Source organism: Pseudoalteromonas sp. JC3, from assembly GCF_030291895.1.
In the GTDB taxonomy this organism is placed as follows: Bacteria; Pseudomonadota; Gammaproteobacteria; order Enterobacterales; family Alteromonadaceae; genus Pseudoalteromonas.
The window spans coordinates 1867665-1891788 of the sequence record NZ_CP127855.1; the positions used below are offsets into that span (position 1 = coordinate 1867665).

Here is a 24124-nt window from a genome sequence, read left to right on the forward strand (position 1 = left end):
AGCTAGGCTGTAGTTTTAGACTGTATTAAAAGTTTAGGTTAGACACGAGGCACTCAGTGTTAAAAAAGTACTTTATTGCCATTTCCACTTGGTTAATGGTGGCCTTTTCAGTGACAGCCGCTGAAACCCAAATTCTCTACGTATATCATCACAAGCCGCCCTATATTATTGATCTAGAATCGCAAAAAGGTCTTTATTTTGATTTAGCAAAACTGATTAATGCCGTGCAAAAAGAGCTGCAGGTAGAAGTACGTTTTGTACCACGTAAACGCTTAGATAAGCAGCTTGAGCAGCAAACACTCAAAGGATTTATTTTAGGGGTAAACCCAGCTTGGTTTGATGACCGCAAAAAACAAAAGTATTTGTGGAGCGGCCCGTTAATGTATGACACGGACGAATTCGTCTCGCATGTAGAGCAACCGTTTGAGTATTATCACCCTAGCTCATTGTACGGTAATCAAGTTGGCGCCATTGCTGGGTACTACTATCGCCACTTGGACCAAGGAGTGGAGCAAGCCAATATCCAGCGAGTGAACGTAAATTCCGAAGAAGCACTATTGGAGATGATCCTCAAAAGGCGGGTGAGCATTGCCATTGTCAGTCGCTCTACGACAGAATATCTTATTGCTAAAAATGGTTGGAAGCGAGTGTTCCACTTTTCTCAAAATCCCCATGAAACCTATTTTAGAGCAATATTGGCGCCTAAAGATTCAGCATCGGATTTTGAGGCGCTACAACAGGTGTTAGATTCCAAGCCTTTCAAAAAGCAACTGGTGAAATTGCTTAAAAGCTACCATCTTGCTTATTGAAGTAAGGGGGAAAAGGAGCGGTAGTTATTCTGATTCCAGGTTAGATACATCGCTCCGGTGCTTTAGTGATTATCAGCAATTATTACCAACTACCCGTGTTTTCCATTGACTGCCAAGGCTCAGCTGGAGGCAATGCATCACCTTGTTGGAGTAATTCGATAGAAATGCCATCTGGAGATTTAACAAATGCCATGTGACCACAGCGCGGTGGTCGGTTGATCACCACACCGGCATCTTGCAGCTTTTGGCAAAGTGCATAAATGTTTTCTACGGCGAAGGCCAAGTGGCCAAAATTACGACCACCAGTGTATTCTTCCGGATCCCAGTTATAGGTAAGTTCGATAGTAGGAGAAAAGCTTTGCTGCGCCTGCTCAACTTGATCAGGGGCGGCGAGATAAATTAAACTAAAACGGCCTTGTTCACTGTCATAACGTTTCACTTCAACGAGACCTAAGAGGTCGCAATAAAACTTCATTGATTCATCAAGATCACGTACTCGTACCATAGTATGTAAGTATTTCATTATGTATTCCGTTTAGACTCTAGTCAGCAAATTTTAAAGTGTTACACATCAGATTGAAAGGTCAACAGACCTCTAGCATCTAGATGAGCGGATAAAAAAGTAATTGATTTCTGGTAATTTTTAGCACTGCTAGTTAAGCTTTTGTGAGATTGAGAATTAACGATTCAAAAGGGCGCTCAATGATGGCAGAACTTCCTGAAGTAATAGATAGCATGACAGATATCGTTTCGTGTTTAAACACCAGCGAATCTTTGGAGCACTTCTTGTTGAATGTGCACTGTATTGTGCAAAAAATTACTTACGCGGACAATTTCTATGTGGTTTTGCAAAGACAAGATGGCGAGTTTGAATTTCCCTACTTCCATGACGTCAAAGACAGTATTTCGCTCGAGGAATTAAATAGTCTAACTAGTACAGAAATAGACAAAACGCTTACTAGTTATGCGCTGCGCTCTGACAGTGTAAAGAACTATTCTGAGCACGCTTTGATGGCACTGACAGAGAAAGGGGTTATTGAAATGTTAGGCAGTTTCCCCAAGCAATGGTTGTGCTTTCCGCTAATCAATCGCGACAAGCATTTAGGCGCGTTTGTGATCCAATCCTACCGTCGTAGCGATGAATACTCAGAAGCCATGGTGGATTTATTGTATACCGTTAGTCATGTTATTGCGTCTGCGATGGATGCATTTGCAAACCAGCAAGCACTCATTGAAGCGAATACAGCCCTTAGAACCCATGAGCTTGAATTGGAAGCAATGGTAGAAAAACGCACCCATGAACTTAGTGTGAGTTTAGAAGAATTAAGAACAGAGGTCGAAAAGCGCAAATCACTTCAAGAAAAGCTAGAGTTTGACGCCTACCACGATAACCTTACGCAATTGGCGAATCGAAAATACCTATTTAACGAGCTGAATAAAATGTCTGCTCGCTCGATGCGACAGCCAGTAAATGTGTATTTAGGGTATCTCGATTTAGATAACTTCAAGCCGATTAATGATAATCACGGCCATCATAGTGGTGACGAGGTTTTGGTACATGTAGCAAGACGTCTACAAGAAGCGTTACGAGAGTATGATTTTGTTTGTCGTATTGGTGGAGATGAGTTTGTCTTTGTGATTAATGAAAAAATTGCCAGAGACTTGCTTGAAAGCTTAGCAAATCGCCTTTTGAGTGTGATAAATGAAGATATCTTGCTTACCAATGGTGAGTTGGTCAATGTTGGGTGTAGCATCGGCATGGCGGTTTCTGAGGGCGTGGAGTTCAGTGCGGAATCGTTATTAAAAGTAGCGGATCAAGCGCTTTATGAGTCGAAAGGAAAGGGCAAGAATCAGGTCTCATTTAGCTTTAAATAACACTGAATATAAGATTAATATTTTGTTATTTATCATGTTTTTATAAAATTTCATGATATTGCTCGTTGCCCTTTGCTTTAAGCAGATGATTGATTTAGGATCAGGCTTTATAGTCAGAAAAACATGGACATTATGATCATCAGGCTGATCCTTATTGCACTGTTTTGTTTTGCTATGACGGCAAAAGCAGTAGAAGTTCAAAATTTATATGAAGCCTCGCTGAGTGTTAGCGACAAATCTCGCGCAACGCGAGCGCAAGCGAGCCAACAGGCATTATTAAAAGTGTTGCAAAAGCTCACAGGTAAAGCCGATGATTTTTCTCACCCTTCTATCCAAGCGAGCCTTAAACGCATCTCAGATTACATGCTGAGATATGAATATTATGATCGACAAGGCGTAACCAAAATAAAGGTGGAGTTTGAGCCTGGTAAGGTCGAAGATCTAGTCAGAGAAGCCGGCTTACCGCTTTGGGGCAACCGCCGTCCTATGGTCGCGATTTGGATGGTGATCGAAGATAACTTCCGCCGAGAGTTTGTTACGCAAGAAAGCTACCCTCAGCTCGAACGCTTGATTTATGACACTGCGGACGAGTGGGGCGTGCCGGTCGTTGTTCCTCTGATGGATCTTGAAGATCGCAGTAATGTGAGTATCGCAGAGGTGTGGGGAAACTTTTCTAACGAAGTAGAAGATGCGTCATTGCGTTATGAGGCGGAGCGCGTTATCACCGCCCGTTTGTTTCAGCCGCCCCATACAAATTCTTGGCAGCTAGACTGGCGCTACACTGACGCTGAATATTTTGAGCCTGAGCAATATGTCGGTGACAAACAGCAAGTTATTATTGATATGGTGAATCAGCTATCTAGCACTTTAGCTCAGAAATATGTTATTGACCCTAATCTCACTTTTGAAGCCCATCGAACTGAAATTGTGGTTGAGCAATTACGGTCATTTAGGGATGTAGAAATGGCGAAGCGTCGTTTGCTATCTATGAGTACTGTAGTGGATGTCGATGTGATCTACCGTGCGAAAACAGCAGTGAAGTTTGCGATTGAACATACCTCTAGCGTATCAGACTTGCGTAAAACGATTGCATTGGAGCAAAGCTTTAAGGCGTACGAAGACCCGAGAGCCTATTATCAAATCGCAGACGATAACAACCTTAAATACAATTGGGTGGATAAATAGGATGGAATCGCCACGTCAAATGGCGTTGCCAGTGACGCTGCCTGATGACGAAACCTTTGCCTCTTATTTTGGCGGTGAAGCGTCATTGGAAGTAAGCCACTTAAAAAATGGCCTTGCCCGTCGTTTAATCGGTTTTCAGTACACTTACTTGTGTGGGTTGGCAGATTCTGGCAAGTCGCACTTGCTTTATGCCACGTGCATTGAAGCGCAAGAACTTGGACTCTCGACTATTTTATTGTCAATGCGAGAAGTGTTGGATTTTGGCCCGTTAGTGTTAGATGGGCTCGATGCACTGGATGTCGTTTGTATAGACGATGTGCATTTGGTTGCAGGAGATGAAGCGTGGGAAAAAGCCTTATTTAACTTTTTCAATCGTTTTAATGAAAAAGGCAAATGCCTAGTGGTCACTGCCGATCTGTTACCCAACATGTTGAATTTGTCACTACCAGACTTAGAATCGCGCCTAACCTGGGGGACGACTTTTCAGATCCGCTCGATGAGTGACGATGATAAAGCCGAAGCTCTAGTAAAAAGAGCGCATATGCGAGGCCTTGAGCTCTCTGATGAATGTGCACGATTTTTGCTCACGAGATTGAGTCGTGATATGCGCGCTTTACTTGATGTATTGGATAAACTCGATCACGCATCCATGGCTGCGCAAAGAAAGTTAACAATTCCTTTTATAAAAGCGACTTTAAAGCTGTAACAGGGCTAGAATATCGCCTTGCAATTCAGTTATCATAAGAGATTAAATAACAGCAAATTACCTCAGCAAAGATCAGGTAGACAATGAATTTAGAAAATATTTTAGCGCAAGCGCTTGAAGCCGTTGAGCAGGCAAGCGAAATTGCGCACCTTGAGGAAGTTAGAGTTAACTACCTTGGTAAAAAAGGTGAGATCACAGGTCTTCTTAAAACGCTAGGCAAACTAGCACCAGAAGAGCGTAAAGACGCAGGTCAGGTGATTAACCAAGCGAAGACCCAAGTACAAGATGCGATTACGGTAAAACGTGAAGCGTTAGCCAATGCAGCACTTGAGCAGAAGCTAGCAGCTGAGACGATTGATGTGACGTTGCCGGGTCGTACAATGCCAGCTGGTGGCCTTCACCCAGTTACTCGCACCATTGAGCGTATTGAGCAGTTTTTTGGTGAGCTAGGATTTGCTGTTAAATCTGGCCCAGAGGTTGAAGATGACTTTCATAACTTTGACGCGCTAAATATTCCAGAGCACCACCCAGCGCGTGCCGATCATGATACTTTCTATTTCAATCCTAAATTGGTACTACGTACACAAACCAGTGGCGTTCAGATCCGTACTATGGAAGCTGAGCAGCCGCCTTTGCGAATTATCTCGCCAGGTCGTGTATACCGTAACGATTACGATCAAACACATACGCCAATGTTCCACCAAGTTGAAGGCTTGATGGTCGACACTAACGTAAGCTTTACAGAACTTAAAGGGATTTTGCACGATTTCCTACGCAACTTCTTTGAAGAAGATATGGAAATTCGCTTCCGTCCTTCATACTTCCCGTTTACAGAACCTTCAGCTGAGGTGGACGTAAAAGGTAAAAACGGTAAATGGCTTGAAGTACTAGGCTGCGGCATGGTGCACCCGAACGTACTGCGCTCGGTAGGCATTGACCCTGAAAAATACACTGGTTTCGCCTTTGGTATGGGGGTTGAGCGTTTGACGATGTTACGTTATGGCGTAACTGACTTAAGAGCTTTCTTCGAAAACGACTTAAAATTCCTAAACCAATTCAGATAAGAGCGACAAAAGTATGAAATTCAGTGAAAAGTGGTTACGCGAGTGGGTCAATCCAGCAATTGATACTGATGCGCTATCTGAGCAATTATCAATGGCGGGTTTAGAAGTTGATGGTGTAGACCCAGTTGCCGGTGACTTCCAAGGTGTGGTTATCGGTGAAGTGGTTGAATGTGGTCAACACCCAGATGCTGACAAACTTAGAGTAACAAAAGTAAACGTAGGCGAAGACGAACTACTAGATATTGTCTGTGGTGCCGCTAACTGCCGTGCGGGTTTAAAAGTAGCGGTTGCTAAAGTGGGCGCAACGCTTCCAGGCGATTTCAAAATTAAGAAAGCTAAACTTCGCGGTCAACCGTCTCATGGTATGCTGTGTGCGTTTGAAGAGCTTGGCATGGCGGAAAGTTCAGACGGTATTTTAGAACTCCCTATGGATGCCCCAATCGGTCAAGATATTCGTGAATACTTCGGCTTGAACGATGTAACGATTGATGTCGATTTAACGGCTAACCGTAGCGACTGTTTAGGGATCAAAGGTCTGGCTCGTGAAGTTGGAGTACTAAACAGCATCGACGTAACAGAAGTTGCTATCACGCCCGTTACGCCAACGATTGATGATAAAATCTCTATTGAATTGGTAAACAGCGAAGCATGTCCACGCTACTTAGGCCGTGTGATCAAGGGCGTTAATGTTAAAGCAGAGACCCCGTTTTGGATGGTAGAGAAACTACGCCGCTGCGGTGTACGCTCAATTGATCCAGTTGTTGATGTTACGAACTACGTATTACTTGAGCTAGGTCACCCTATGCACGCGTTCGATTTAAGCCAAATCGAAGGTGGAATTAAAGTACGTAATGCCTTTGAGAATGAAGAGCTAGTATTGTTAGACGGCAACACGGCGAAGCTTAATCCATCAACACTTCTGATTGCTGATGATAATAAAGCACTTGCGATGGCAGGTATCTTCGGTGGTGAACAGTCAGGTGTTAGTGACGAGACAAAAGACATCTTGTTAGAAAGCGCGTTCTTTGCACCGCTTGCGATTGCAGGTCAGGCACGTAGCTACGGTTTGCATACCGATGCATCGCACCGTTATGAGCGTGGTGTAGACCCGGTACTGCAGCGTGATGCGATGGAAAGAGCAACAGGCTTGCTACTTGAAATCGTTGGCGGTGAAGCCGGACCGATTGTTGAAGCTGTGTCAGAAGCGGATTTACCAAAAGAGCGTCAAGTGACTTTACGCCGTGAGCGTTTAGACCGCGTGATCGGTTATCATATCGAAGATGCTAAAGTATCAGACATCTTAACACGTCTGGGCTTAGCAGTAACATTTGCAGGCAGCCAGTGGCAAGCTCAAGTACCAAGCTATCGCTTTGACATTAGTATCGAAGAAGACTTAATTGAAGAAGTTGCGCGCGTATTCGGTTACAACAATATTCCAAATGTGGCACCAACTGCTGCGTTAAAGATGACAGATCATCAAGAAGCACGTTTGCCTGTAGCGCGCTTTAGAGATGAGTTAGTAAGCCGTGGTTATCAAGAAGCCATCACATATAGCTTCGTTGATCCAAAAGCACAACAGCAGCTACACCCAGAAGCAGATGCATTAATTCTTCCGCACCCAATTTCGGTTGAAATGTCTGCAATGCGTGTAAGCCTGATGACAGGCTTGATCAATGCGGTTTCTTATAATCAAAATCGTCAACAATCGCGTATTCGCTTATTCGAAACGGGCCTTAAGTTCATCAAAGACGACAACGCGGAAAACGGCGTACGTCAAACCGCTGTGATCGGTGGTATCGCGTATGGTAATACGCATAACGAACATTGGTCAGTGCCTTCACGTAAAGTGGATTTCTTTGATGTGAAAGGCGATGTAGAAGCATTACTAGCGCTTTGTAACGATAAAGCACGCTTTAGCTTTAAAGCGGAAGTGAGCGATGGTTTGCACCCTGGTCAATCTGCTGCAATTTATGCAGACGGTAAAAAGGTTGGTTTCATCGGTGCAGTACACCCTCAGCTATTAAAGCCGTTAGAACTTAAAGATACGCCATATGTATTTGAAATCGACATGGCTGCTTTAGAAAATCGCCTGCTTCCAGAAGCGGTTAGTATCTCGAAATTCCCATCAAATAGAAGAGATATTGCTATTTTAGTTGCAGATGACGTAAAAATAGGCGATATTTTAGAGTGCATTGAGAAAGTTGGCGGAAATCAATTAGTTGACCTAAACTTATTCGATGTGTACAAAGGGCAAGGGGTTGAACCTGATCATAAGAGTTTAGCCATTGCTCTAACATTACAAGCGGTTGATAGAACGCTCGAAGAGAAAGACATCAACGCGGTTGTAGAAAACGTGGTGGCCGAACTGGCCAAACAATTCAATGCATCGTTGAGGGACTAGATATGGCGCTTACTAAAGCCGACATAGCTGAACACCTATTTGAAAAACTGGGGATCAATAAGAAAGATGCCAAAGACTTAGTTGAAGCGTTTTTTGAAGAAATCCGCTCAGCGCTAGAAAACGGCGAGCAAGTAAAGCTCTCTGGGTTTGGTAACTTTGACCTTCGCGACAAGAAGGAACGCCCAGGTAGGAACCCAAAAACTGGGGAAGATATTCCTATCTCTGCGCGACGCGTGGTAACTTTTAGGCCTGGCCAAAAGTTAAAAACCCGTGTTGAGGTCGGCACAAGCAAAAACTTGTAATATAAGAAAGCCTTGGTGGTGAAACCAAGGCTTTTTTTTATATTGAAATAGTTTTGTCACATATTCGAGCTACACTCTGCGCCTGTTTGCGTTCCGTGGAGTGAGGAGCTTATGCGAGGAGCACACTCCTTAAGCAAGTTGTTTAAGAATATCTTTATTGCTTGGTTGTCTTGCACCTTTGTATTTTCAATCGTGGCTGCCTTCACCTATGTGCATCAAAAAGAAACCGCTAAATCCAACCTTGTCACTGTAGCGAGTCGGATTGTATCTGACATCAACAAAGAGTTTGTCGTTGTAGACGATACCTTAAAACATGCTATCCATCTTTCTCCAAATTGCGACCCTGAGGGTCTACACTACATGCGTAGATTGGTTTTTGAAAACCCAGGCATGAGCGAGATAGGGATCGTAGATAGTAAAGGGAAATTGGTCTGCAATTCTTTTGGGCAACTCACTCCACCTGTGAATACCAGCGCCCCAATAAAAAAGCCCGGGCTTAGATACTATGGCCCAATCATTACCGACTATTTAGAACTTCCTGCTTTTGTTTTAGCGCGCACGAGAGACGATGGTTATGAGGTAAATGTGTTGATGCCGGATCATTGGCTAAAGAGTATGCTTGATATCTCAGCTCATCATAATACCGATTTTGCTGCTTTGGTCGACAATAGCACGGGTGTGCCGGTTTTTTTAAATGGTAAATACGCTTTGCCAATCCGTCAGAAACTATTTCCAGTGGCTAATAGCCGCGCAGTAGAGGGGCTCTTTGATGATGCAAAGGTAAAGTTTGCGTATGTTGCAGCTATTCCAAGTTTGCCGCAGATGAGCTTAATTATTGCAAAAAATGATGAGAAACTAGTGAGTCTAGGGTGGTTGTGGCTAGTACTTTGGAGTGTGTTGTATTGTGCCTCCTGGGTTGGCCTCACGTTGCTATTGATCAGTTATGACAAGCGCCAGCTAAGCAGTAAAACACAAATATTAAGAGCATTGGCAAATGATGAGTTATTTAACGTGTATCAGCCTCTTGTTAATGCAGAGGTGCCATCGATAGTGGGCGTGGAAGTACTCATTCGTTGGCGTCATCCACTTGAAGGTGTGCTCGGCCCCGCTTACTTTGTGCCAGAAGCTGAGCGTGATGGTACTATTTTAGACATCTCGATAGCGCAAGTCGAAAATGCTGTGCGAGATTTGACGGACATCTTAGCCGCTCAGCCAGACTTTAAGGTGTCTTTTAACGTTAATGGTTTACTTCTGGGCTCTAAACGCTATATCGATGCCTTGCTTGCTGCAAAAAACCAAATATCCTCGTTGACTATTGAATTAACCGAGCGTGATGTGCTGACGCAGGCTCAAACGAAAACGGTACTCACCGAGCTCAAACGTGCCGGAATAGAAATCGCGATTGATGATTTTGGCACGGGGTATAGTGGTTTACAGTACTTGCAAAGTTTTCCGATCGACCTGTTGAAAATAGATCAGAGCTTTGTAGCATCAATTGGCCTAGATACTTTGCAATCCCCGGTTTTATCGGCAGTGATTGATATGGCGGAAAAGCTGGATAAGAAACTGATTGCTGAAGGGGTAGAGACTCAAGCTCAAGCTAGTTATCTCAAAAGTCGAGGGGTGAATATCCATCAAGGTTGGCTTTATTTCAAAGCACTAGAGCTACCGCAACTACAGCGTGAGATAGATAAAGTGTTAGATAACAAAAGAGCGGCTTAACCGCTCTTATTTAACCAAAGCTCAGAAAAAGACCTAACTATTATAAAACCTCAGCGAAGTAGCAACCAAATGCATCAAGTATTAGTGCATTTGCGCTCGCCGTGCCGCTTAGGTGCTTCAGGTCGCACTGCGTTAATGCAACTTCAGGAAGTGTCACGCTTTGTTGAGTAGCTGCTAAGTTGAATGCGCACAGCAATGTTTGGGTTTGGGTTCTACGGTAAAAAGCTAATACTGGCTCTGGAGTGTCAATAAACTCAATGTCACCTGTTTTTAGTGCAGGTTGCGCATTTCGCCACTGTAAAAATGCTTGATAGTAGCTGAGCGTTGAATTGCTATCTACTGCTTGTTTGTCTACAGCTCGTAGGGCATGCGCTTCAGAAACTGGTAACCAAGGCTTAGACTCTGAGAAGCCAGCATTAGTTTTTGCCTGTGTCCACGGGATCGGCGTTCTACAGCCATCACGGCCTTTAAAGTTTGGCCAAAAGGTAATGCCATATGGGTCCTGCAGCTCTTCGAAGGCAACGGCGGCTTCGCCAAGCCCTAGTTCTTCGCCTTGGTACATACAGACGCTACCACGCAATGAACCGAGAAGGGCGGTGAGCATTTTGACCTGTGCATCGTTTACCTTGCCATCTATACTCCAGCGACTTGCTACCCGTTCTACATCGTGATTTGCAAACGCCCAACATGGCCAACCTTCGGTCATGACTGACTCTAGGCGAGAAACCGTTTCTCTGATGTACTTTGCACTATAGTCGTTAGTTAGCAGCTCAAAGCTATAACCCATGTGTAGCTTATTACCATCGGCCGTGTACTCTGCCATTGTTTGCAAAGAGTCTTCTGAGCTTATCTCACCTAAGCTAACTGTGCCTGGGTATCTATCTAATAAGGCACGGATCTCTTCCATAAACGCTAAATTTTCTGGTTGCGTATTATTGTAATAATGGTACTGAAAAGCGTAAGGGTTGTCTTCGCTAAAGCCACGACCTTGACGAAGTTCAATGGGTTTAGCTGGATTATCCCTAAGCTGCTTATCGTGAAAACAGAAGTTGATGGCATCTAGTCTAAAGCCATCAACGCCTTTTTTAAGCCAAAATTCGACGTTATCTAGTACGGCTTTACGTACTTCAGGGTGATGAAAGTTGAGATCCGGCTGCTCAGTGAGAAAGTTGTGCAGGTAATATTGGCAACGTCTAGGCTCCCACTGCCAGGCAACACCACCAAAAATGGATAGCCAATTGTTTGGTGGACTGCCGTCTGGATTGGCATCGGCCCATACATACCAATCTGCTTTATCATTTGTGTTGTCTTCACGACTTTCGACAAACCACGGGTGTTGATTTGAGGTATGACTAAGTACCTGATCAATAATGATCTTAATATCACGTTTATGTGCTTCACCAATAAGCGTATCAAAATCGTCGAGCGTACCAAACATAGGATCGATATCGCGATAGTCGCTAATATCATAGCCAAAGTCTTTCATTGGCGATTTAAAAAATGGTGAAATCCATACTGCATCAACACCAAGCGATTTAATGTAGTCTAGTCGCTGAATAATACCCTGTAAGTCGCCAATACCGTCTGCATTACTGTCTTGAAAGCTACGCGGATATATTTGATAGATAACCGCGCCTTTCCACCATTCATTATTTGCCATGCACTTTCTCCAGGCTATGTGCGTGTTTATTCTGTGGCAGTGCTGAGTATCAAGTAAATACTATGCTGGGCACTTTCACCACTAATTTTGCCAAAGAATACGTCATGCTCGGTGGGGTGTAAAAAACCTGCATACGTATGCAGGTTTTGTGAGGTGAATTTATGATAACTCATTCACATAATTTTATTTTATAAAATAAATTTACCAATATTGACCTTTAAAAGGGAATAACCAGACAAATAAAGCTTTGTAAGAGTGAATTTTTGGTAAGACCAATTTAACTTAAGTATAGCTATAGATTACATGTTGAGGATATTTTGGTGTTCAGTCGACAATAATAGCCCGTGAAAGTTAAGATTTAGTGAAATTAAAGCTGGTAAATAAATGTGGTCGGCCTTTTGACCTTACCCAATAAAACTATATATATATCATTGAGTTGAGTTTTGTTCCTGTAAAAAACCTGTAAATTTCGTTGAAATGCACTAGCTTTGAATACGTATGCATAAAGTTGTTTACAAATTTAATCAGCCGCTAGTATTTGACTGACAACAACTGTGCTCGTTTGTTTTTTCATCAGTTTGCACGCCAGATGAACAAATCGCACAATATAATATGGTTAATTGGGATAAAACATTATGTCTAAGTTCAAACCGAGTATGCTAACGCTTGCGCTGATTGCTGCAGGTGTGAGCCATGCTGCTCCTGTTGAAGATAACACTGCTAATAATGAAGAAAAAAACGTTGAGGTGATCGAAGTTCGAGGTATCTCGCGCAGTATCATCGCCTCAATCGATAAAAAAAGATTTAGCGACACCATTGCAGAAGTAGTTGATGCTGGAGACTTAGCTTCCTTACCTGACGTGTCAATCGCTGACTCGTTGAGCCGTCTACCTGGGATCACCGCGGTAAGAGCAAGTGGGCAATCTTCGCAACTTAATATTCGCGGGATGAACGGCGACTTTATTCAAACCACATTAAACGGACGTGAGCAGGCGAGTACCAGTGGATATACTGCAGGTAGTCGCTGGATTTCATTCGACCAATATCCGTCAGAATTAATTAATCAAGCCGCAGTGTATAAATCACCGAAAGCGTCGCTGATTGAAGGTGGCGTTGCGGCTACGGTTGAACTTAAAACGGCAAACCCTCTCGATGCTGAAAAAGAACATAATTTTAATTCTTCGGTAAGATATTCCTACAATGATGCTGCATCAGATGTGGGCGCGGATTCAACAGGCGAACGTATTAGTTTTTCATACCGAGGTAAATTCCTAAATGAGACACTTGGTTTTGCTATTGGTGGGGCGTATCTAAACCAACCAAATAACGCAATTGATATCTCAGCGCATGCTCCTACACGCTCTCAAGATTTTGATGGTGATGGTACAGAAGAGCGTTCGGTCAATGGCTTTCAATATCGCTCAGCCAAAGGCAGTGATGAAAGGCTTGGCCTGTTAAGCACTTTGGTATATCAGCCAACAGACGCGTTCAAAGTCCAATTTGATTATTTCCATTCTAAGTTTGAATCGGAAGATAAAAAGAGCGGCTTAAATATTGAAGGATTCTCAAAAGATATTAACTCGTTGTATTCGGTTGATAATGCAGTTGTTAAAGACGGTTTTCTAGTTGCTGGGGATGTGACTATTACGGATCCCAATGGTCCATGGGTTGAGATGCGCTCTGAAGACCAATCAACGGATTCAACCACCGACAGCTTTGGCTTAAACTTGCAATACACGACAGATTCGTGGGAATTAAAGTTCGACTGGGCTCATAGTGAAGGGGAAAAAACGCGTAGAGATATGATTGCTTCAATGCATGCATATGAATACGGTACTTCTACACTGGAAGATGGAACGTTAGTTAACACTTGGCAAGAATTAAGAAATCAAACCTTTTCTTTCGAACAAAGAGAGAAAGACTCACCACTGTTAACACTTGGCAATGGGTATACCGACCTATCTAATATGCGACTGGGTGATTGGGAACAATTTCCTCACAAGTACACAGACGAGTTAGATAGCGTTAAGGTTGATTTTAAGTATTTTATTGAGAACAGCTTTATTTCTTCGATTGAAGTTGGTGCGCGTTGGTCTGACCGTGAATTTACGGATCAACGCTCGACATTTAGATGGGGCGCACGCGAAGGCCAAAATGGTTACCAGTTACCGGATGGCACCATCGTCACGAACAAAGGCTGTGAATTTAATGATCAGAACCACCCGTGTATTCCTCACGATTTGACGGGATATGTTTCGGTTAGAGATACTCGAGGTTTCCAATACTTGGAACTAGACCTTGAAGGTATCGCTAACGAAGTATTTGGTCCGGGCAATTATGAGGCACAACAAACTTGGGGTCACAATTGGACGCTCATTGAAAGTGGCGCTGTTCGAGAAGAAGTATTAGCCGGTTATATTATGGCAAATATAGATACCGAAATTGCCGACATACCAGTGACGGGTAATTTTGGCGTTCGAGTAGTAAGAACTGATACGAAATCAATAGGCATTCAACAGATCCAAGGCGATGAAGTTGGTGACTCAATCATCGATGACAATGGCGTTGAAAGAACCGATTATCGCCATGTTAATTACGGCCCTGAGTATACGGACACATTGCCTTCACTAAACCTCAATTTCAGAGTGAGTGACACGGACCAAATTAGGTTTGCAGCTGCAGAAGTTATTGGCCGTCCACCTGTCTACCAGCTTAGAGGTGGTGCAGGGTCTTGGGCTGACACCGCAAATGATGGTACTAGTCCTCGTTATAATGTGTGGTCAAAAGGTAACCCAAATTTAGACCCGTTTAGAGCGACTCAAATTGATTTATCTTATGAGCGTTACTTTGAAGATGGTGGTGCTTTTGTTGCCGCGATATTCTGGAAAGATATTGAATCTTTGATTGAAAGTATTACTTATCAAGAAGGTGAGGTTGACTGGGCTGATATTGGCCTAGAGGTACCAGATGGATTTGTTGCAGGTCAATACCAAACGACTCAGAACAATGATCAAGGTGGATACATAAGAGGTATTGAGCTGGCTTATACCACGATGTTTGATAATTTACCGGGTGTCTTTTCGGGCTTAGGTTTTAACGCTAACTATTCATATACCGAGAGCGAAACAACGGTAGATGGCGGTGGTAACTTCCCTGATCAGCAACTGCCACTCCCTGGCCTATCAAAAAATGTATGGAGTGCTACGGTATTTTGGAACATAGATTCGTTCACAACGCACCTGAATATCCGTTACCGTGATGAGTATGTATATGAAGGGGCTTCACCAGGAGGCTCTTCTCTAGCTTGGGCTGATGAATATACAGTTGTTGATTGGCAGGCATCGTACAACTTTGAGAATGGTTTGGAAGCCGTCTTACAGGTTAATAACCTAACTGATGAGCCAAATACCACTAATTATGGTACTGCACTTGCCACTGGTGAGTACAAAGAGTTTGGTCGCCAGTATTATTTAGGGTTCAACTATAGCTTCTAATTATTAGCAAGCATTCATGGCCACCAAAGTAACACCTGCTTTGGTGGCTTTTTTATAGTCGCTCACTGTGTAATGAGTGGTTATCATCAATTATCTAAATTGATATGTTTGTTTCACTTTCAATACGTGGTTTTTAATAGGTTTAAGGTGCGAAGGCGATGAAAAATCAGAAAATAGTGATTTTAGGTGGTGGAACTGCAGGTTGGATGGCCGCGAATATGATGGCAAAAAGCTGGGCAGATAAAGCGATAGAAATCACTGTGGTTGAATCTTCTAGCATCGGAACTATTGGTGTTGGTGAAGGGTCTACTCCGCAGTTCAAAGGATTTATGGACTATTTAGGTATCTCGGAAGCCGAGTGGATGCCGGCTTGTAATGCGACCTATAAAAATGGCATTCGGTTTATAGATTGGTCGACAAAACCTGGGTTTTCTAGCTATTTTCACCCATTTCCTGCACAACCTGATGACTACAGTGCACCGGCTTTTTTTCATAACAGCTTTGTTCGGCGTAAGGCGATTGACGTAGAGGGCCACCCAGACCACTTTTTTTTAGCAACTCACTTGGCTGATTTAAATAAATCCCCAATTGCTGCAGAAAGCTTCCCATTCGAAATTAATTATGGTTATCACTTTGACTCAGCTTTGCTTGGCCAGTTGTTGGCTCGCAAAGCGGCTGAGTTTAATGTAAAACACATTGATGCCACAATTACCGACGTTCGAAAACACGTTGATGGTGATATTGCGGCACTGATAAGGTCTGATGGTACGGAAATCGCTGGTGATATTTTTATTGACTGCTCGGGCTTCAAAAGTTTACTGCTACAACACACTTTAGGCGTGGGGTTCGAGTCATTCGAGTCCAATTTATTTAACGACGCTGCGGTCGTTATACCTACCAAGCAACTTGACACTATCCGCTCCGAAACACAATCTGTTGCGCGTCAATTTGGGTGGTCTTGGCACATTCCATTAACGAATCGTATCGGTAACGGTTATGTTTATAGTCAGCGTTACTGTAATGCGGATCAAGCCGAAACCGAGCTAAGGGCTGCTTTGGGGTTGTTGGACTCTGATGTAGAAGCTCGGCATATAAAAATGAAAGTCGGGCAAGTTAAAGCGCACTGGAGCAAAAACTGTATAGCGATTGGTTTATCTCAAGGATTCATAGAGCCTTTAGAAGCAACCGCTTTGCATATAGTCCAAGAAACCGTTCAGAGCTTTATTGAATGCTACCAAGATGCGGGCTTTACCGATGGTAACAGAGATAAATACAACCGCGCTTTGAGCGAACGGTATCAGGCTATTCGAGACTATATCGTCGCTCATTATCGTGTGAATAGTCGTACTGACACCAACTACTGGCTTGATAATGCCAACAATAACCACTTATCGCGGTCACTCTATCAAATTTTACAGACTTGGGTTTCTGGTAACAACTTATCGGATGAATTAGTTCGCCAAAACGTTGATCAATATTACCCTTCAGTCAGCTGGCATTGTTTATTGGCAGGTTATGGTATCTACCCAGAACAAGCTCAGCTTAAGTCAGGCAATGCCCTAGCAAACCAACATAGCATCGAAAAAGTGAATGACTTCATCAGACGATGTGGATTGAATTTTAAAGATCACCGAATGGAGCTAGAAAGCTTTGCGGCAAATGTTCACAAGTAACTTGGTATTAATCGTTATAAATAAAATCTAATTAAGGGTCTCTCTGAATACATATGTGATGGGTTCAGTACGTTCGTTTACGCAAATAGACTCTTTTAAAACAGCATTATGACAACACTATGAAAAATAAATCTCTACTATTGGCTGTGTCAGCGCTTTTGGGTGGTGCAGTGAGTTTAAGCGGCTGTGGCCCCAAGCCAGTTGATAAAAAAACCGAACAAATGACATTGCAATCGGAAGTGGCGCCAGTGAGCAAACCTGTTGTTTATCAAGTATTCACAAGGCTCTTTGGCAACACCAAAGCGGTGAACAAACCTTGGGGAACAATAGAGGAAAACGGCGTAGGCAAGTTTTCTGATTTTACTCCTACCGCATTACAACAAATTAAGGCGATGGGTGTGACCCATGTTTGGTATACCGGCGTGCTCCATCACGCAGTAGTGACGGATTATAGTAAGTATGGGATCAGCCAAGATGATCCTGATGTTGTAAAAGGCAGAGCGGGTTCACCTTATGCAATAAAAGATTACTATAACGTTAACCCTGATCTTGCGAACGATCCTTCTGCGCGACTGGCTGAATTTGAAGCCTTAATTGAACGTACACATGACGCCGGCTTGAAAGTGATCATCGATATTGTGCCAAACCATGTCGCTCGTAACTATGAGTCACTCGGTGCGCCTAAAGGAACTGTCGATTTTGGCGCGAATGACGACACGCAAGTTGCATATGCTAGGGACAATAACTTTTATTACGTGGTTGGTGAGGAATTTACAGTACCAACGAGTGAAGGCTATCAGGTGTTAGGTGGTGGATCTCATCCATTGGCGGATGGCAAATTTGCAGAAAATCCAGCAAAGTGGACCGGTAACGGTGCTCGTGCGGCAAAGCCTGATATTAATGATTGGTATGAAACCGTCAAAGTGAATTACGGGGTGAAGCCTGACGGTAGCTACGATTTCGAACGCCTGCCTGACGATTATGCTCAGCAGGATTACCGTGCACATTTTGAATTTTGGCAACACAAGCAATTGCCAGATAGTTGGTACAAATTTCAAGCCATTACGCACTTTTGGTTAGAAAAGGGCGTAGACGGTTTCCGTTACGATATGGCGGAAATGGTGCCAGTAGAGTTTTGGAGCTTCCTAAACTCTTCGATTAAAACAAAAAATCCTGAAGCTTTCTTGCTTGCAGAAGTCTATAACCCCACTTTATATCGCCCGTATATCAAGCAAGGGAAGATGGATTACCTCTACGACAAAGTGGGTTTCTACGACACGTTAAAGGTGTTAATGCAAGGCAAAGGTAGTGCCCAAGCCGTATTGGATAGTCATCTATCGGTAGCCGATATTGCCCCACATATGTTGCACTTTTTAGAAAACCATGATGAGCAGCGTATCGCAAGCCCTGAATTTGTAGGCGATCCGCTAAAAGGTAAACCCGCTATGGTGGTTAGTCACCTGATAAGCACAGCGCCATCGATGATCTATTTTGGACAAACATTAGGGGAGGATGGCTCTGAGCAGGCGGGGTTCGGCAGCCCAAGCAGAACCAGTATCTTTGACTATATTGGTGTACCCGAACATCAGAAATGGATGAATGACGGGAAGTTTGATGGCGCGCTTCTTTCAAATGAGCAGAAGGCGCTTCGTAATTACTACGTCAAATTACTCAATCTTGCAAAACAGCCGGCGATTGCGGCTGGTGAATACCAGCAAGTCACCCTGAGTGCTGAGATGCCAAGCAATGCTGAAACAGTTATGGCATTTGGCCGTAAATTAGGTCAACAAAAGTTGTTGGTCGTGAGCAACTTTAATGCGGAACAAGAACAAATAGTCACCGTAAATCTGCCTAAAGATTGGCATGGTGCTTATAACGATATTTTAGAGTCACACCCGACTTTACAATTACAACCAACGACTGATGGCGAGCACGTCAACGCAACGATTGCGCTAGCGCCGCTTGCCAGCGCGGTTTATCAAGTAGAGAAGTAAGCTATGCAACAAGAACAACAAAAACCACAACTCAGTTTTTGGCAGATATGGAATATGTGCTTTGGGTTTCTTGGGATCCAATTTGGTTTTGCACTGCAAAACGGCAATGTGAGTCGTATTTTTCAAACCCTCGGTGCCAAGGTCGATGACATCCCTATATTGTGGGTTGCAGCGCCCTTAACGGGTTTAATCGTGCAGCCAATTATCGGCTACTGGAGTGATAGAACATGGGGAAAACTTGGGCGTAGAAGACCATTTTTCTTGTGGGGGGCTATTCTCACCACGCTATCGCTTTTCATTATGCCCAATTCTCCAACGCTTTGGATTGCGGCGGGTATGCTGTGGATCATGGATGCGTCGATCAACGTCACGATGGAGCCGTTTAGAGCATTAGTAGGTGATAATCTGAATGAAAAGCAACGTGCTACAGGTTATGCGATGCAGAGCTTTTTCATTGGTGTCGGTGCTGTGGTCGCGTCTGCGCTGCCTTGGATGATGACTAATTGGTTTGAGGTGAGTAACACAGCTCCTGCAGGACAAATCCCTGACTCGGTAAAATACGCATTTTACTGGGGGGGAGCTATCTTGTTCATCTCCGTATTGTGGACGATTCTAAAAACGAAAGAATATAGCCCTGAGCAACTCGCAGCCTTTGAACAAGCGCAAACGAATACGCAGAGCGCAACTCAATCAGGCTTACCTGTGAACTTTTTAAAAGGCAGTGCGGTGAGCGGTTTCATTGGCGTTATTGTACTGCTTGCCGTTGCACTTCTTGGCCTTGAAAAAGAGCTTTATTTGCTTAGCGGGCTGCTCATCGCTTTTGCAATTGTATTTGTCATTGCGCATGTGATGCAGCAAAAGCAGCGCGTAAGTAATGGTTTTTATCATGTTATTTTTGACTTATTTACGATGCCAAAGACCATGCAGCAGCTTGCTGTGGTGCAGTTTTTTAGCTGGTTTTCGCTATTTGCCATGTGGATCTACACCACCTCAGCGGTGACGAGCCATCACTATGGTACGTCAGATGTAACGAGCAAGCTTTATAACGACGGTGCTGATTGGGTCGGGGTGTTATTTGCAGCCTACAATGGTTTTGCTGCTATTGCTGCGATGGTGATCCCATTCATGGTTAAGCGCATCGGTCTCAAAGGGGCACATGCAGCTAACTTGTTTTTTGGCGCAGTGTCTTTAATTAGCTTCAAATTTATCGCTGACCCCACATTACTTTGGTTGCCAATGGTGGGCATTGGCTTTGCTTGGGCATCTATTTTGTCATTACCTTACGCGATGTTAAGTAACGCTTTGCCAAGCAACAAAATGGGTGTATTTATGGGGATCTTTAACTTTTTTATCGTGATCCCACAATTACTCGCCGCCAGTATTCTAGGTCTAATTCTGCGTCATGGTTTTGATAACCAACCGATATTCGCACTCGTCATCGGAGGCGTGTCATTTTTACTCGCTGCATTAGCTGTTTCAAGAGTCACGATAAAGGCTCAATAAGGAGAACGAGATGATTAAACTATCAACAATCGCACTTGCCTTGGTAAGTGCTGGCCTCATGGGTTGCGGATCACAGCAATCTGGCAATGAAACCCTGACGGCACCAGGTGCACCTGGCGTTAAACCTTATTGGTCATACTCTGGAAAAACGGGGATTGGTACGTCGTACGAAGCGTACCAAGACGGCAAGTACAGCGATTCTACGGCTACTAAAGCAGTTTCAAAGGTATGGTTTTCTGTTGCAAAAGGGATGATCACAGAGACCATGTTTGGACTTATTCACCAAGCGCAGATCAAAGACATGCAATTTATCATCGTGGGTGACGGCTTTGCAGTGAAAGAATCTGATACTGACGCTCTAGATGTCACGATTGACTACCTTTATAAAGATGCCAGTGGGCGCCCGTTATCGCTGGCTTACAAAATATTAAGCAAGGATAAGCAAGGCCGTTTTACTCTTGAAAAGCATATTTTTACCGACCCTGATGGACAAACCTTGTTTGTTCGAGCAAAAGTAGATACTGAATTCAAAAATGTACAGGCTTTTGTGAACGTTAATCCATACGTGAATAACAATGGCTTAAACGATTTTGCAAAAGTGACAGAGCAAGGTTTGTTAGCATGGGAAGGTAAGAACTATCTCTCATTGCAGAGCAAAACCGGCTTTGTTGAAGCATCTGTCGGTTTTACTGGCACCAGCGATAATTTAGCGGCACTTGAGACTACAGGACATATAGCCCAGGCTTATACATCTACAGGCAAAGAGAGTGGCAACGTTAACTGGTTGGCAAACTTAGGGCAAGTAAAGGGCAGCAGCACCTTTGACCTTACCTTGAGTTTTGGTCATTCTCAGCAGCAAAGCTTTGCTGAGGGGGCAGCCACATTAGCCAAAGGTTACGATAAAGTACTGGCTGATTATAATGGTCAAGGCACTGCGATGGGCTGGCAAGATTATCTCGAAAGTTTAGCGCCACTAGAGTCCATGACGGCAAATACCGCAGACAACGGCAAGTTACTTTACATCAGTGCGCTTGTGCTTAAGGCGCAAGAAGATAAAACCCATGCCGGTGCACTGATAGCATCGTTGTCGAATCCATGGGGTGACACAGTACCAGCAGAGCAAGGCCATACCGGTTATAAAGCAGTATGGGTGCGTGATTTTTATCAAGTAGCGATGGCATTTTTGGCGATGGGAGATACACAAACAGCACTCACTGCTTTTGAGTATCTAGAAAAAGTGCAAGTTACGGATAAAACACCGGGTAACCATGGTGATACCGGCTGGTTCTTACAAAAAACGCATGTAGATGGCGAGCTTGAGTGGGTTGGAGTACAGCTTGACCAAACAGCAATGCCGATTATGCTGGCATGGAAACTGTGGCAAGCGGGTGTGCTAAGCGATAATAGACTGGTTTATTGGTACAATAAGATGTTAAAGCCCGCGGCTAACTTTTTAGTTGAAGGAGGGCTGGCTAAAATATTGTGGAATGACACGCAAATCATACCGCCTGCGACGCAACAAGAGCGTTGGGAAGAGCAAAATGGCTATTCACCATCGACTACCGCGGCAATCATTGCAGGCCTTGTGACAGCGAGCGACATTGCTAAATTGGCCGGTGATAAAGCGGGACAAGAGAAATTCCTTGCGACGGCGCAGCAGTACAATCGTGATGTTGAGTCATTCATGTTCACAACCAAAGGTAATCTGCAAAGCAAACACAGTGACGGTCAATATTTTTTCCGTATTGGACAAGACGAAAACCCTAATTCCAGTACGACCTTAAATGCCAATAATGGCCGCAGCGGAATGGATAAGAAGCAAATCATCGACGGTGGCTTTTTAGAACTTGTGCGTTACGGGGTTAGAGGGGCTGATGCCCCAAGCATCGTGGCTACCATGCCTGAATATGATGATGAGTCGATAGCTGAAAACTTAAGAGTAAAATATAGCTTTAAATTTGATGGCGATGTTAATAGTTATCCGGGGTATCGCCGTTACGGTAACGACGGTTATGGTGAAGACGAGAAGCGCGGTATTAATTATGCCGAAAATGGTCAGAATACCGATGGCCAACGCGGTCGAGTGTGGCCTTTCTTTACCGGAGAGCGTGGTCACTATGATATTGCGCTGGCGCTGCTCGATGGTGAGTTAAGTGCGGATGAACAGAGCAAAATACAAAATACCTACGTGAAGGGGATGGAGCACTTTGCTAATGAAGGCATGATGTTACCTGAGCAAGTATGGGATGGTGTGGGTAAAAATACCTTTGGCTATCAACTTGGCGAAGGAACCAACTCGGCGACGCCTTTGGCTTGGACACATGCTGAATACGTAAAGTTAGTGCGCTCTCTTAATGAAAAACAAGTGTGGGATCACTACCCAATCGTAGAAAGTAAACTGAAATAACAAACAGTAAGTAAACCCATAAAAAATGCCGAAGATGAGTTCGGCATTTTTATCGCTATTGCTACCGTGAAGACTGCCTAACAATCAATTTCGGTGGCAAGAGAGTAGAGGCTACCGCTTCACCTCGGATAAGCGTAAGTAAGTTATCGACCAGCATTTGTCCTGCCAATGTGGTGTTTTGCTGCACAGTAGTTAAAGAGGGAGAAACATAACCCGCAGCGGCAATGTTATCAAAGCCAACGACATGTACATCATGAGGCACGCGAACGCCTGCTTCTTGAAGCGCCTTAATCGCGCCAATAGCAATAAGATCGCTAGCAGCGAAAAGCGCGTTAAATTTAACATTGTTGGCGATTAAGGAGCGAGTTGCATGATACCCAGAGTCTTCTGTGGAAATCGCATTTGCCATCTTACGGTCGCTCACCTCAATACCTTTTGCTTTAAGGGTGTCTCTAAAGCCTTTAAAACGTGCAAAAAACTCCGGGCTGTGATCCGAAGCATCACCAATAAACGCACAATCTGTTCTGACCATGTCAATTAAATGCTTTGCAGCCAATATACCACCACCGTAATTGTCGCAGCTCACAGTGAGGTCTGGACGGTTATCAACTGTTGCCCCCCAACAAACAAACTTTGTGTGGTTGTCGAGTAGAGTTTGTAACTTTGACTGGTAATCGATGTAATCACCATAGCCTAGTAAAATTAACCCGTCAGCACGGTGACTATCCTCGTAATCGGCATGCCAATCACAGCTCGTCGATTGGAACGATACTAAAAGGTCATAGCCTTCTTTTGCGCACGCTCGGGTAATACTGCCAAGCATACTTAAAAAGAACGGATTAATTTGTGACTCATCTTCTGTGGGATCTTCAAATAGCAGCAAAGCCAATGTACTGCTTTGCTGAGTGCGCAGATTACTCGCGTTTTTATCGACCTTATAGTTAAGCTTTTTAGCAATCTCATGAACGCGACGACGTGTTTCTTCGTTAACCAAAGGGCTATTTCTTAGGGCGCGCGACACCGTAGATTGCGAAACGCCAGCATAATGGGCGATATCAAATGAAGTTGCTTTACCTTTCATGTTCTTCTCAACGCTTAAGACAGTGACATTGTCAGCCATTCAATTTTTTTTTCAACCAATTTCACCGAATTTGCAAATTTTTATTGATACAGTCTGACACCGGTGTCATAATGTCGATGTTTTATCATTTTGTTGTCAAAACGTATTTGGCTGCCCTATGCCAAGGGCAGCATTTTTTTACCAAATTAACAGAATAACAGGTAAGAGCAAAAGCCAAGGCGTGCAAATTTTGGCTAGTTGAGACAATA

The 24124-nt window shown here is 43.8% G+C and carries 16 protein-coding genes; 13 read left to right on the plus strand and 3 right to left on the minus strand.

Translation table 11 applies throughout. The features are described from left to right. Window positions 1–56 precede the first annotated feature (56 nt). The gene (locus tag QSH61_RS07720) at window positions 57–809 is read left to right on the plus strand and encodes a substrate-binding periplasmic protein (protein WP_039495523.1); all 753 of its coding nucleotides are present in this window, start codon (window positions 57–59) and stop codon (window positions 807–809) included. Window positions 810–891: 82 nt separating this feature from the next. On the opposite strand, the gene QSH61_RS07725 is transcribed toward QSH61_RS07720, so the two are convergent. Then, window positions 892–1332: a VOC family protein gene (locus tag QSH61_RS07725; RefSeq protein ID WP_010604034.1), complete on the minus strand. Its 441-nt coding sequence runs from the start codon at window positions 1330–1332 to the stop codon at window positions 892–894. 179 nt (window positions 1333–1511) lie between these two features. Between QSH61_RS07725 and QSH61_RS07730 the strand changes: the two genes are divergently transcribed. The 7 genes from QSH61_RS07730 (at window position 1512) to QSH61_RS07760 (ending at window position 10064) form a co-directional block, all read left to right on the plus strand. Next, window positions 1512–2684 carry a sensor domain-containing diguanylate cyclase gene (locus QSH61_RS07730; protein WP_206472696.1) on the plus strand — a complete coding sequence of 391 codons (1173 nt, stop codon included), beginning with the start codon at window positions 1512–1514 and terminating at the stop codon, window positions 2682–2684. A gap of 123 nt (window positions 2685–2807) precedes the next feature. Beyond that, window positions 2808–3869, plus strand: coding sequence for a DUF2066 domain-containing protein (locus QSH61_RS07735; protein WP_010604036.1), 1062 nt, complete (start codon window positions 2808–2810; stop codon window positions 3867–3869). 1 nt (window position 3870) lies between these two features. Next, on the plus strand, window positions 3871–4575 hold the full coding sequence (gene hda, locus QSH61_RS07740) for a DnaA inactivator Hda (RefSeq protein ID WP_010604037.1): 705 nt from the start codon (window positions 3871–3873) through the stop codon (window positions 4573–4575). A gap of 83 nt (window positions 4576–4658) precedes the next feature. After that, on the plus strand, window positions 4659–5639 hold the full coding sequence (gene pheS / locus QSH61_RS07745; RefSeq protein WP_010604038.1) for a phenylalanine--tRNA ligase subunit alpha: 981 nt from the start codon (window positions 4659–4661) through the stop codon (window positions 5637–5639). 13 nt (window positions 5640–5652) lie between these two features. Next, window positions 5653–8040, plus strand: a complete 2388-nt coding sequence (gene pheT / locus QSH61_RS07750; protein ID WP_206472698.1) for a phenylalanine--tRNA ligase subunit beta — start codon at window positions 5653–5655, stop codon at window positions 8038–8040. Window positions 8041–8042: 2 nt separating this feature from the next. Next, window positions 8043–8342 (plus strand): integration host factor subunit alpha, encoded by a 300-nt coding sequence (gene ihfA, locus QSH61_RS07755; protein WP_010377997.1) that lies wholly within the window; start codon window positions 8043–8045, stop codon window positions 8340–8342. 111 nt (window positions 8343–8453) lie between these two features. Then, complete coding sequence (locus tag QSH61_RS07760) at window positions 8454–10064, plus strand: EAL domain-containing protein (protein WP_206472701.1); 1611 nt, start codon at window positions 8454–8456, stop codon at window positions 10062–10064. A gap of 40 nt (window positions 10065–10104) precedes the next feature. Here QSH61_RS07760 and QSH61_RS07765 read toward each other — a convergent pair whose 3' ends face one another. Continuing rightward, window positions 10105–11724 (minus strand): alpha-glucosidase family protein, encoded by a 1620-nt coding sequence (locus QSH61_RS07765; RefSeq protein WP_174169054.1) that lies wholly within the window; start codon window positions 11722–11724, stop codon window positions 10105–10107. A 635-nt stretch (window positions 11725–12359) separates the two neighbouring features. Between QSH61_RS07765 and QSH61_RS07770 the strand changes: the two genes are divergently transcribed. The 5 genes from QSH61_RS07770 to QSH61_RS07790 all read left to right on the plus strand — a co-directional run bounded on the left by QSH61_RS07770 (window position 12360) and on the right by QSH61_RS07790 (window position 22795). Next, complete coding sequence (locus QSH61_RS07770) at window positions 12360–15218, plus strand: TonB-dependent receptor (protein WP_206472703.1); 2859 nt, start codon at window positions 12360–12362, stop codon at window positions 15216–15218. Window positions 15219–15376: 158 nt separating this feature from the next. Continuing rightward, the gene (locus tag QSH61_RS07775; RefSeq protein ID WP_206472704.1) at window positions 15377–16891 is read left to right on the plus strand and encodes a tryptophan halogenase family protein; all 1515 of its coding nucleotides are present in this window, start codon (window positions 15377–15379) and stop codon (window positions 16889–16891) included. A 119-nt stretch (window positions 16892–17010) separates the two neighbouring features. After that, a complete protein-coding gene (locus QSH61_RS07780) occupies window positions 17011–18885 on the plus strand; it encodes an alpha-amylase family glycosyl hydrolase (RefSeq protein WP_102056599.1) in 1875 nt (624 codons plus the stop codon). 3 nt (window positions 18886–18888) lie between these two features. Further along, entirely contained in the window at window positions 18889–20388 is a 1500-nt protein-coding gene (locus QSH61_RS07785; protein ID WP_010604045.1) for an MFS transporter, read from the plus strand. A 10-nt stretch (window positions 20389–20398) separates the two neighbouring features. Next, window positions 20399–22795: a glycoside hydrolase family 15 protein gene (locus QSH61_RS07790; RefSeq protein WP_206472705.1), complete on the plus strand. Its 2397-nt coding sequence runs from the start codon at window positions 20399–20401 to the stop codon at window positions 22793–22795. A 61-nt stretch (window positions 22796–22856) separates the two neighbouring features. On the opposite strand, the gene QSH61_RS07795 is transcribed toward QSH61_RS07790, so the two are convergent. Further along, window positions 22857–23876, minus strand: coding sequence for a LacI family DNA-binding transcriptional regulator (locus tag QSH61_RS07795; RefSeq protein ID WP_206472980.1), 1020 nt, complete (start codon window positions 23874–23876; stop codon window positions 22857–22859). Between the last annotated feature and the right edge of the window lie 248 nt (window positions 23877–24124).

Coding starts and splice junctions, on each gene's coding strand:
- QSH61_RS07725 (WP_010604034.1), bottom strand. CDS start 1,332: ATGAAATACTTACATACTATGGTACGAGTACGTGATCTTGATGAATCA.
- QSH61_RS07730 (WP_206472696.1), top strand. CDS start 1,512: ATGATGGCAGAACTTCCTGAAGTAATAGATAGCATGACAGATATCGTT.
- QSH61_RS07795 (WP_206472980.1), bottom strand. CDS start 23,876: ATGAAAGGTAAAGCAACTTCATTTGATATCGCCCATTATGCTGGCGTT.
- QSH61_RS07765 (WP_174169054.1), bottom strand. CDS start 11,724: ATGGCAAATAATGAATGGTGGAAAGGCGCGGTTATCTATCAAATATAT.
- ihfA (WP_010377997.1), top strand. CDS start 8,043: ATGGCGCTTACTAAAGCCGACATAGCTGAACACCTATTTGAAAAACTG.
- pheS (WP_010604038.1), top strand. CDS start 4,659: ATGAATTTAGAAAATATTTTAGCGCAAGCGCTTGAAGCCGTTGAGCAG.
- QSH61_RS07785 (WP_010604045.1), top strand. CDS start 18,889: ATGCAACAAGAACAACAAAAACCACAACTCAGTTTTTGGCAGATATGG.
- hda (WP_010604037.1), top strand. CDS start 3,871: ATGGAATCGCCACGTCAAATGGCGTTGCCAGTGACGCTGCCTGATGAC.
- QSH61_RS07790 (WP_206472705.1), top strand. CDS start 20,399: ATGATTAAACTATCAACAATCGCACTTGCCTTGGTAAGTGCTGGCCTC.
- pheT (WP_206472698.1), top strand. CDS start 5,653: ATGAAATTCAGTGAAAAGTGGTTACGCGAGTGGGTCAATCCAGCAATT.
- QSH61_RS07735 (WP_010604036.1), top strand. CDS start 2,808: ATGGACATTATGATCATCAGGCTGATCCTTATTGCACTGTTTTGTTTT.
- QSH61_RS07780 (WP_102056599.1), top strand. CDS start 17,011: ATGAAAAATAAATCTCTACTATTGGCTGTGTCAGCGCTTTTGGGTGGT.
- QSH61_RS07770 (WP_206472703.1), top strand. CDS start 12,360: ATGTCTAAGTTCAAACCGAGTATGCTAACGCTTGCGCTGATTGCTGCA.
- QSH61_RS07775 (WP_206472704.1), top strand. CDS start 15,377: ATGAAAAATCAGAAAATAGTGATTTTAGGTGGTGGAACTGCAGGTTGG.
- QSH61_RS07760 (WP_206472701.1), top strand. CDS start 8,454: ATGCGAGGAGCACACTCCTTAAGCAAGTTGTTTAAGAATATCTTTATT.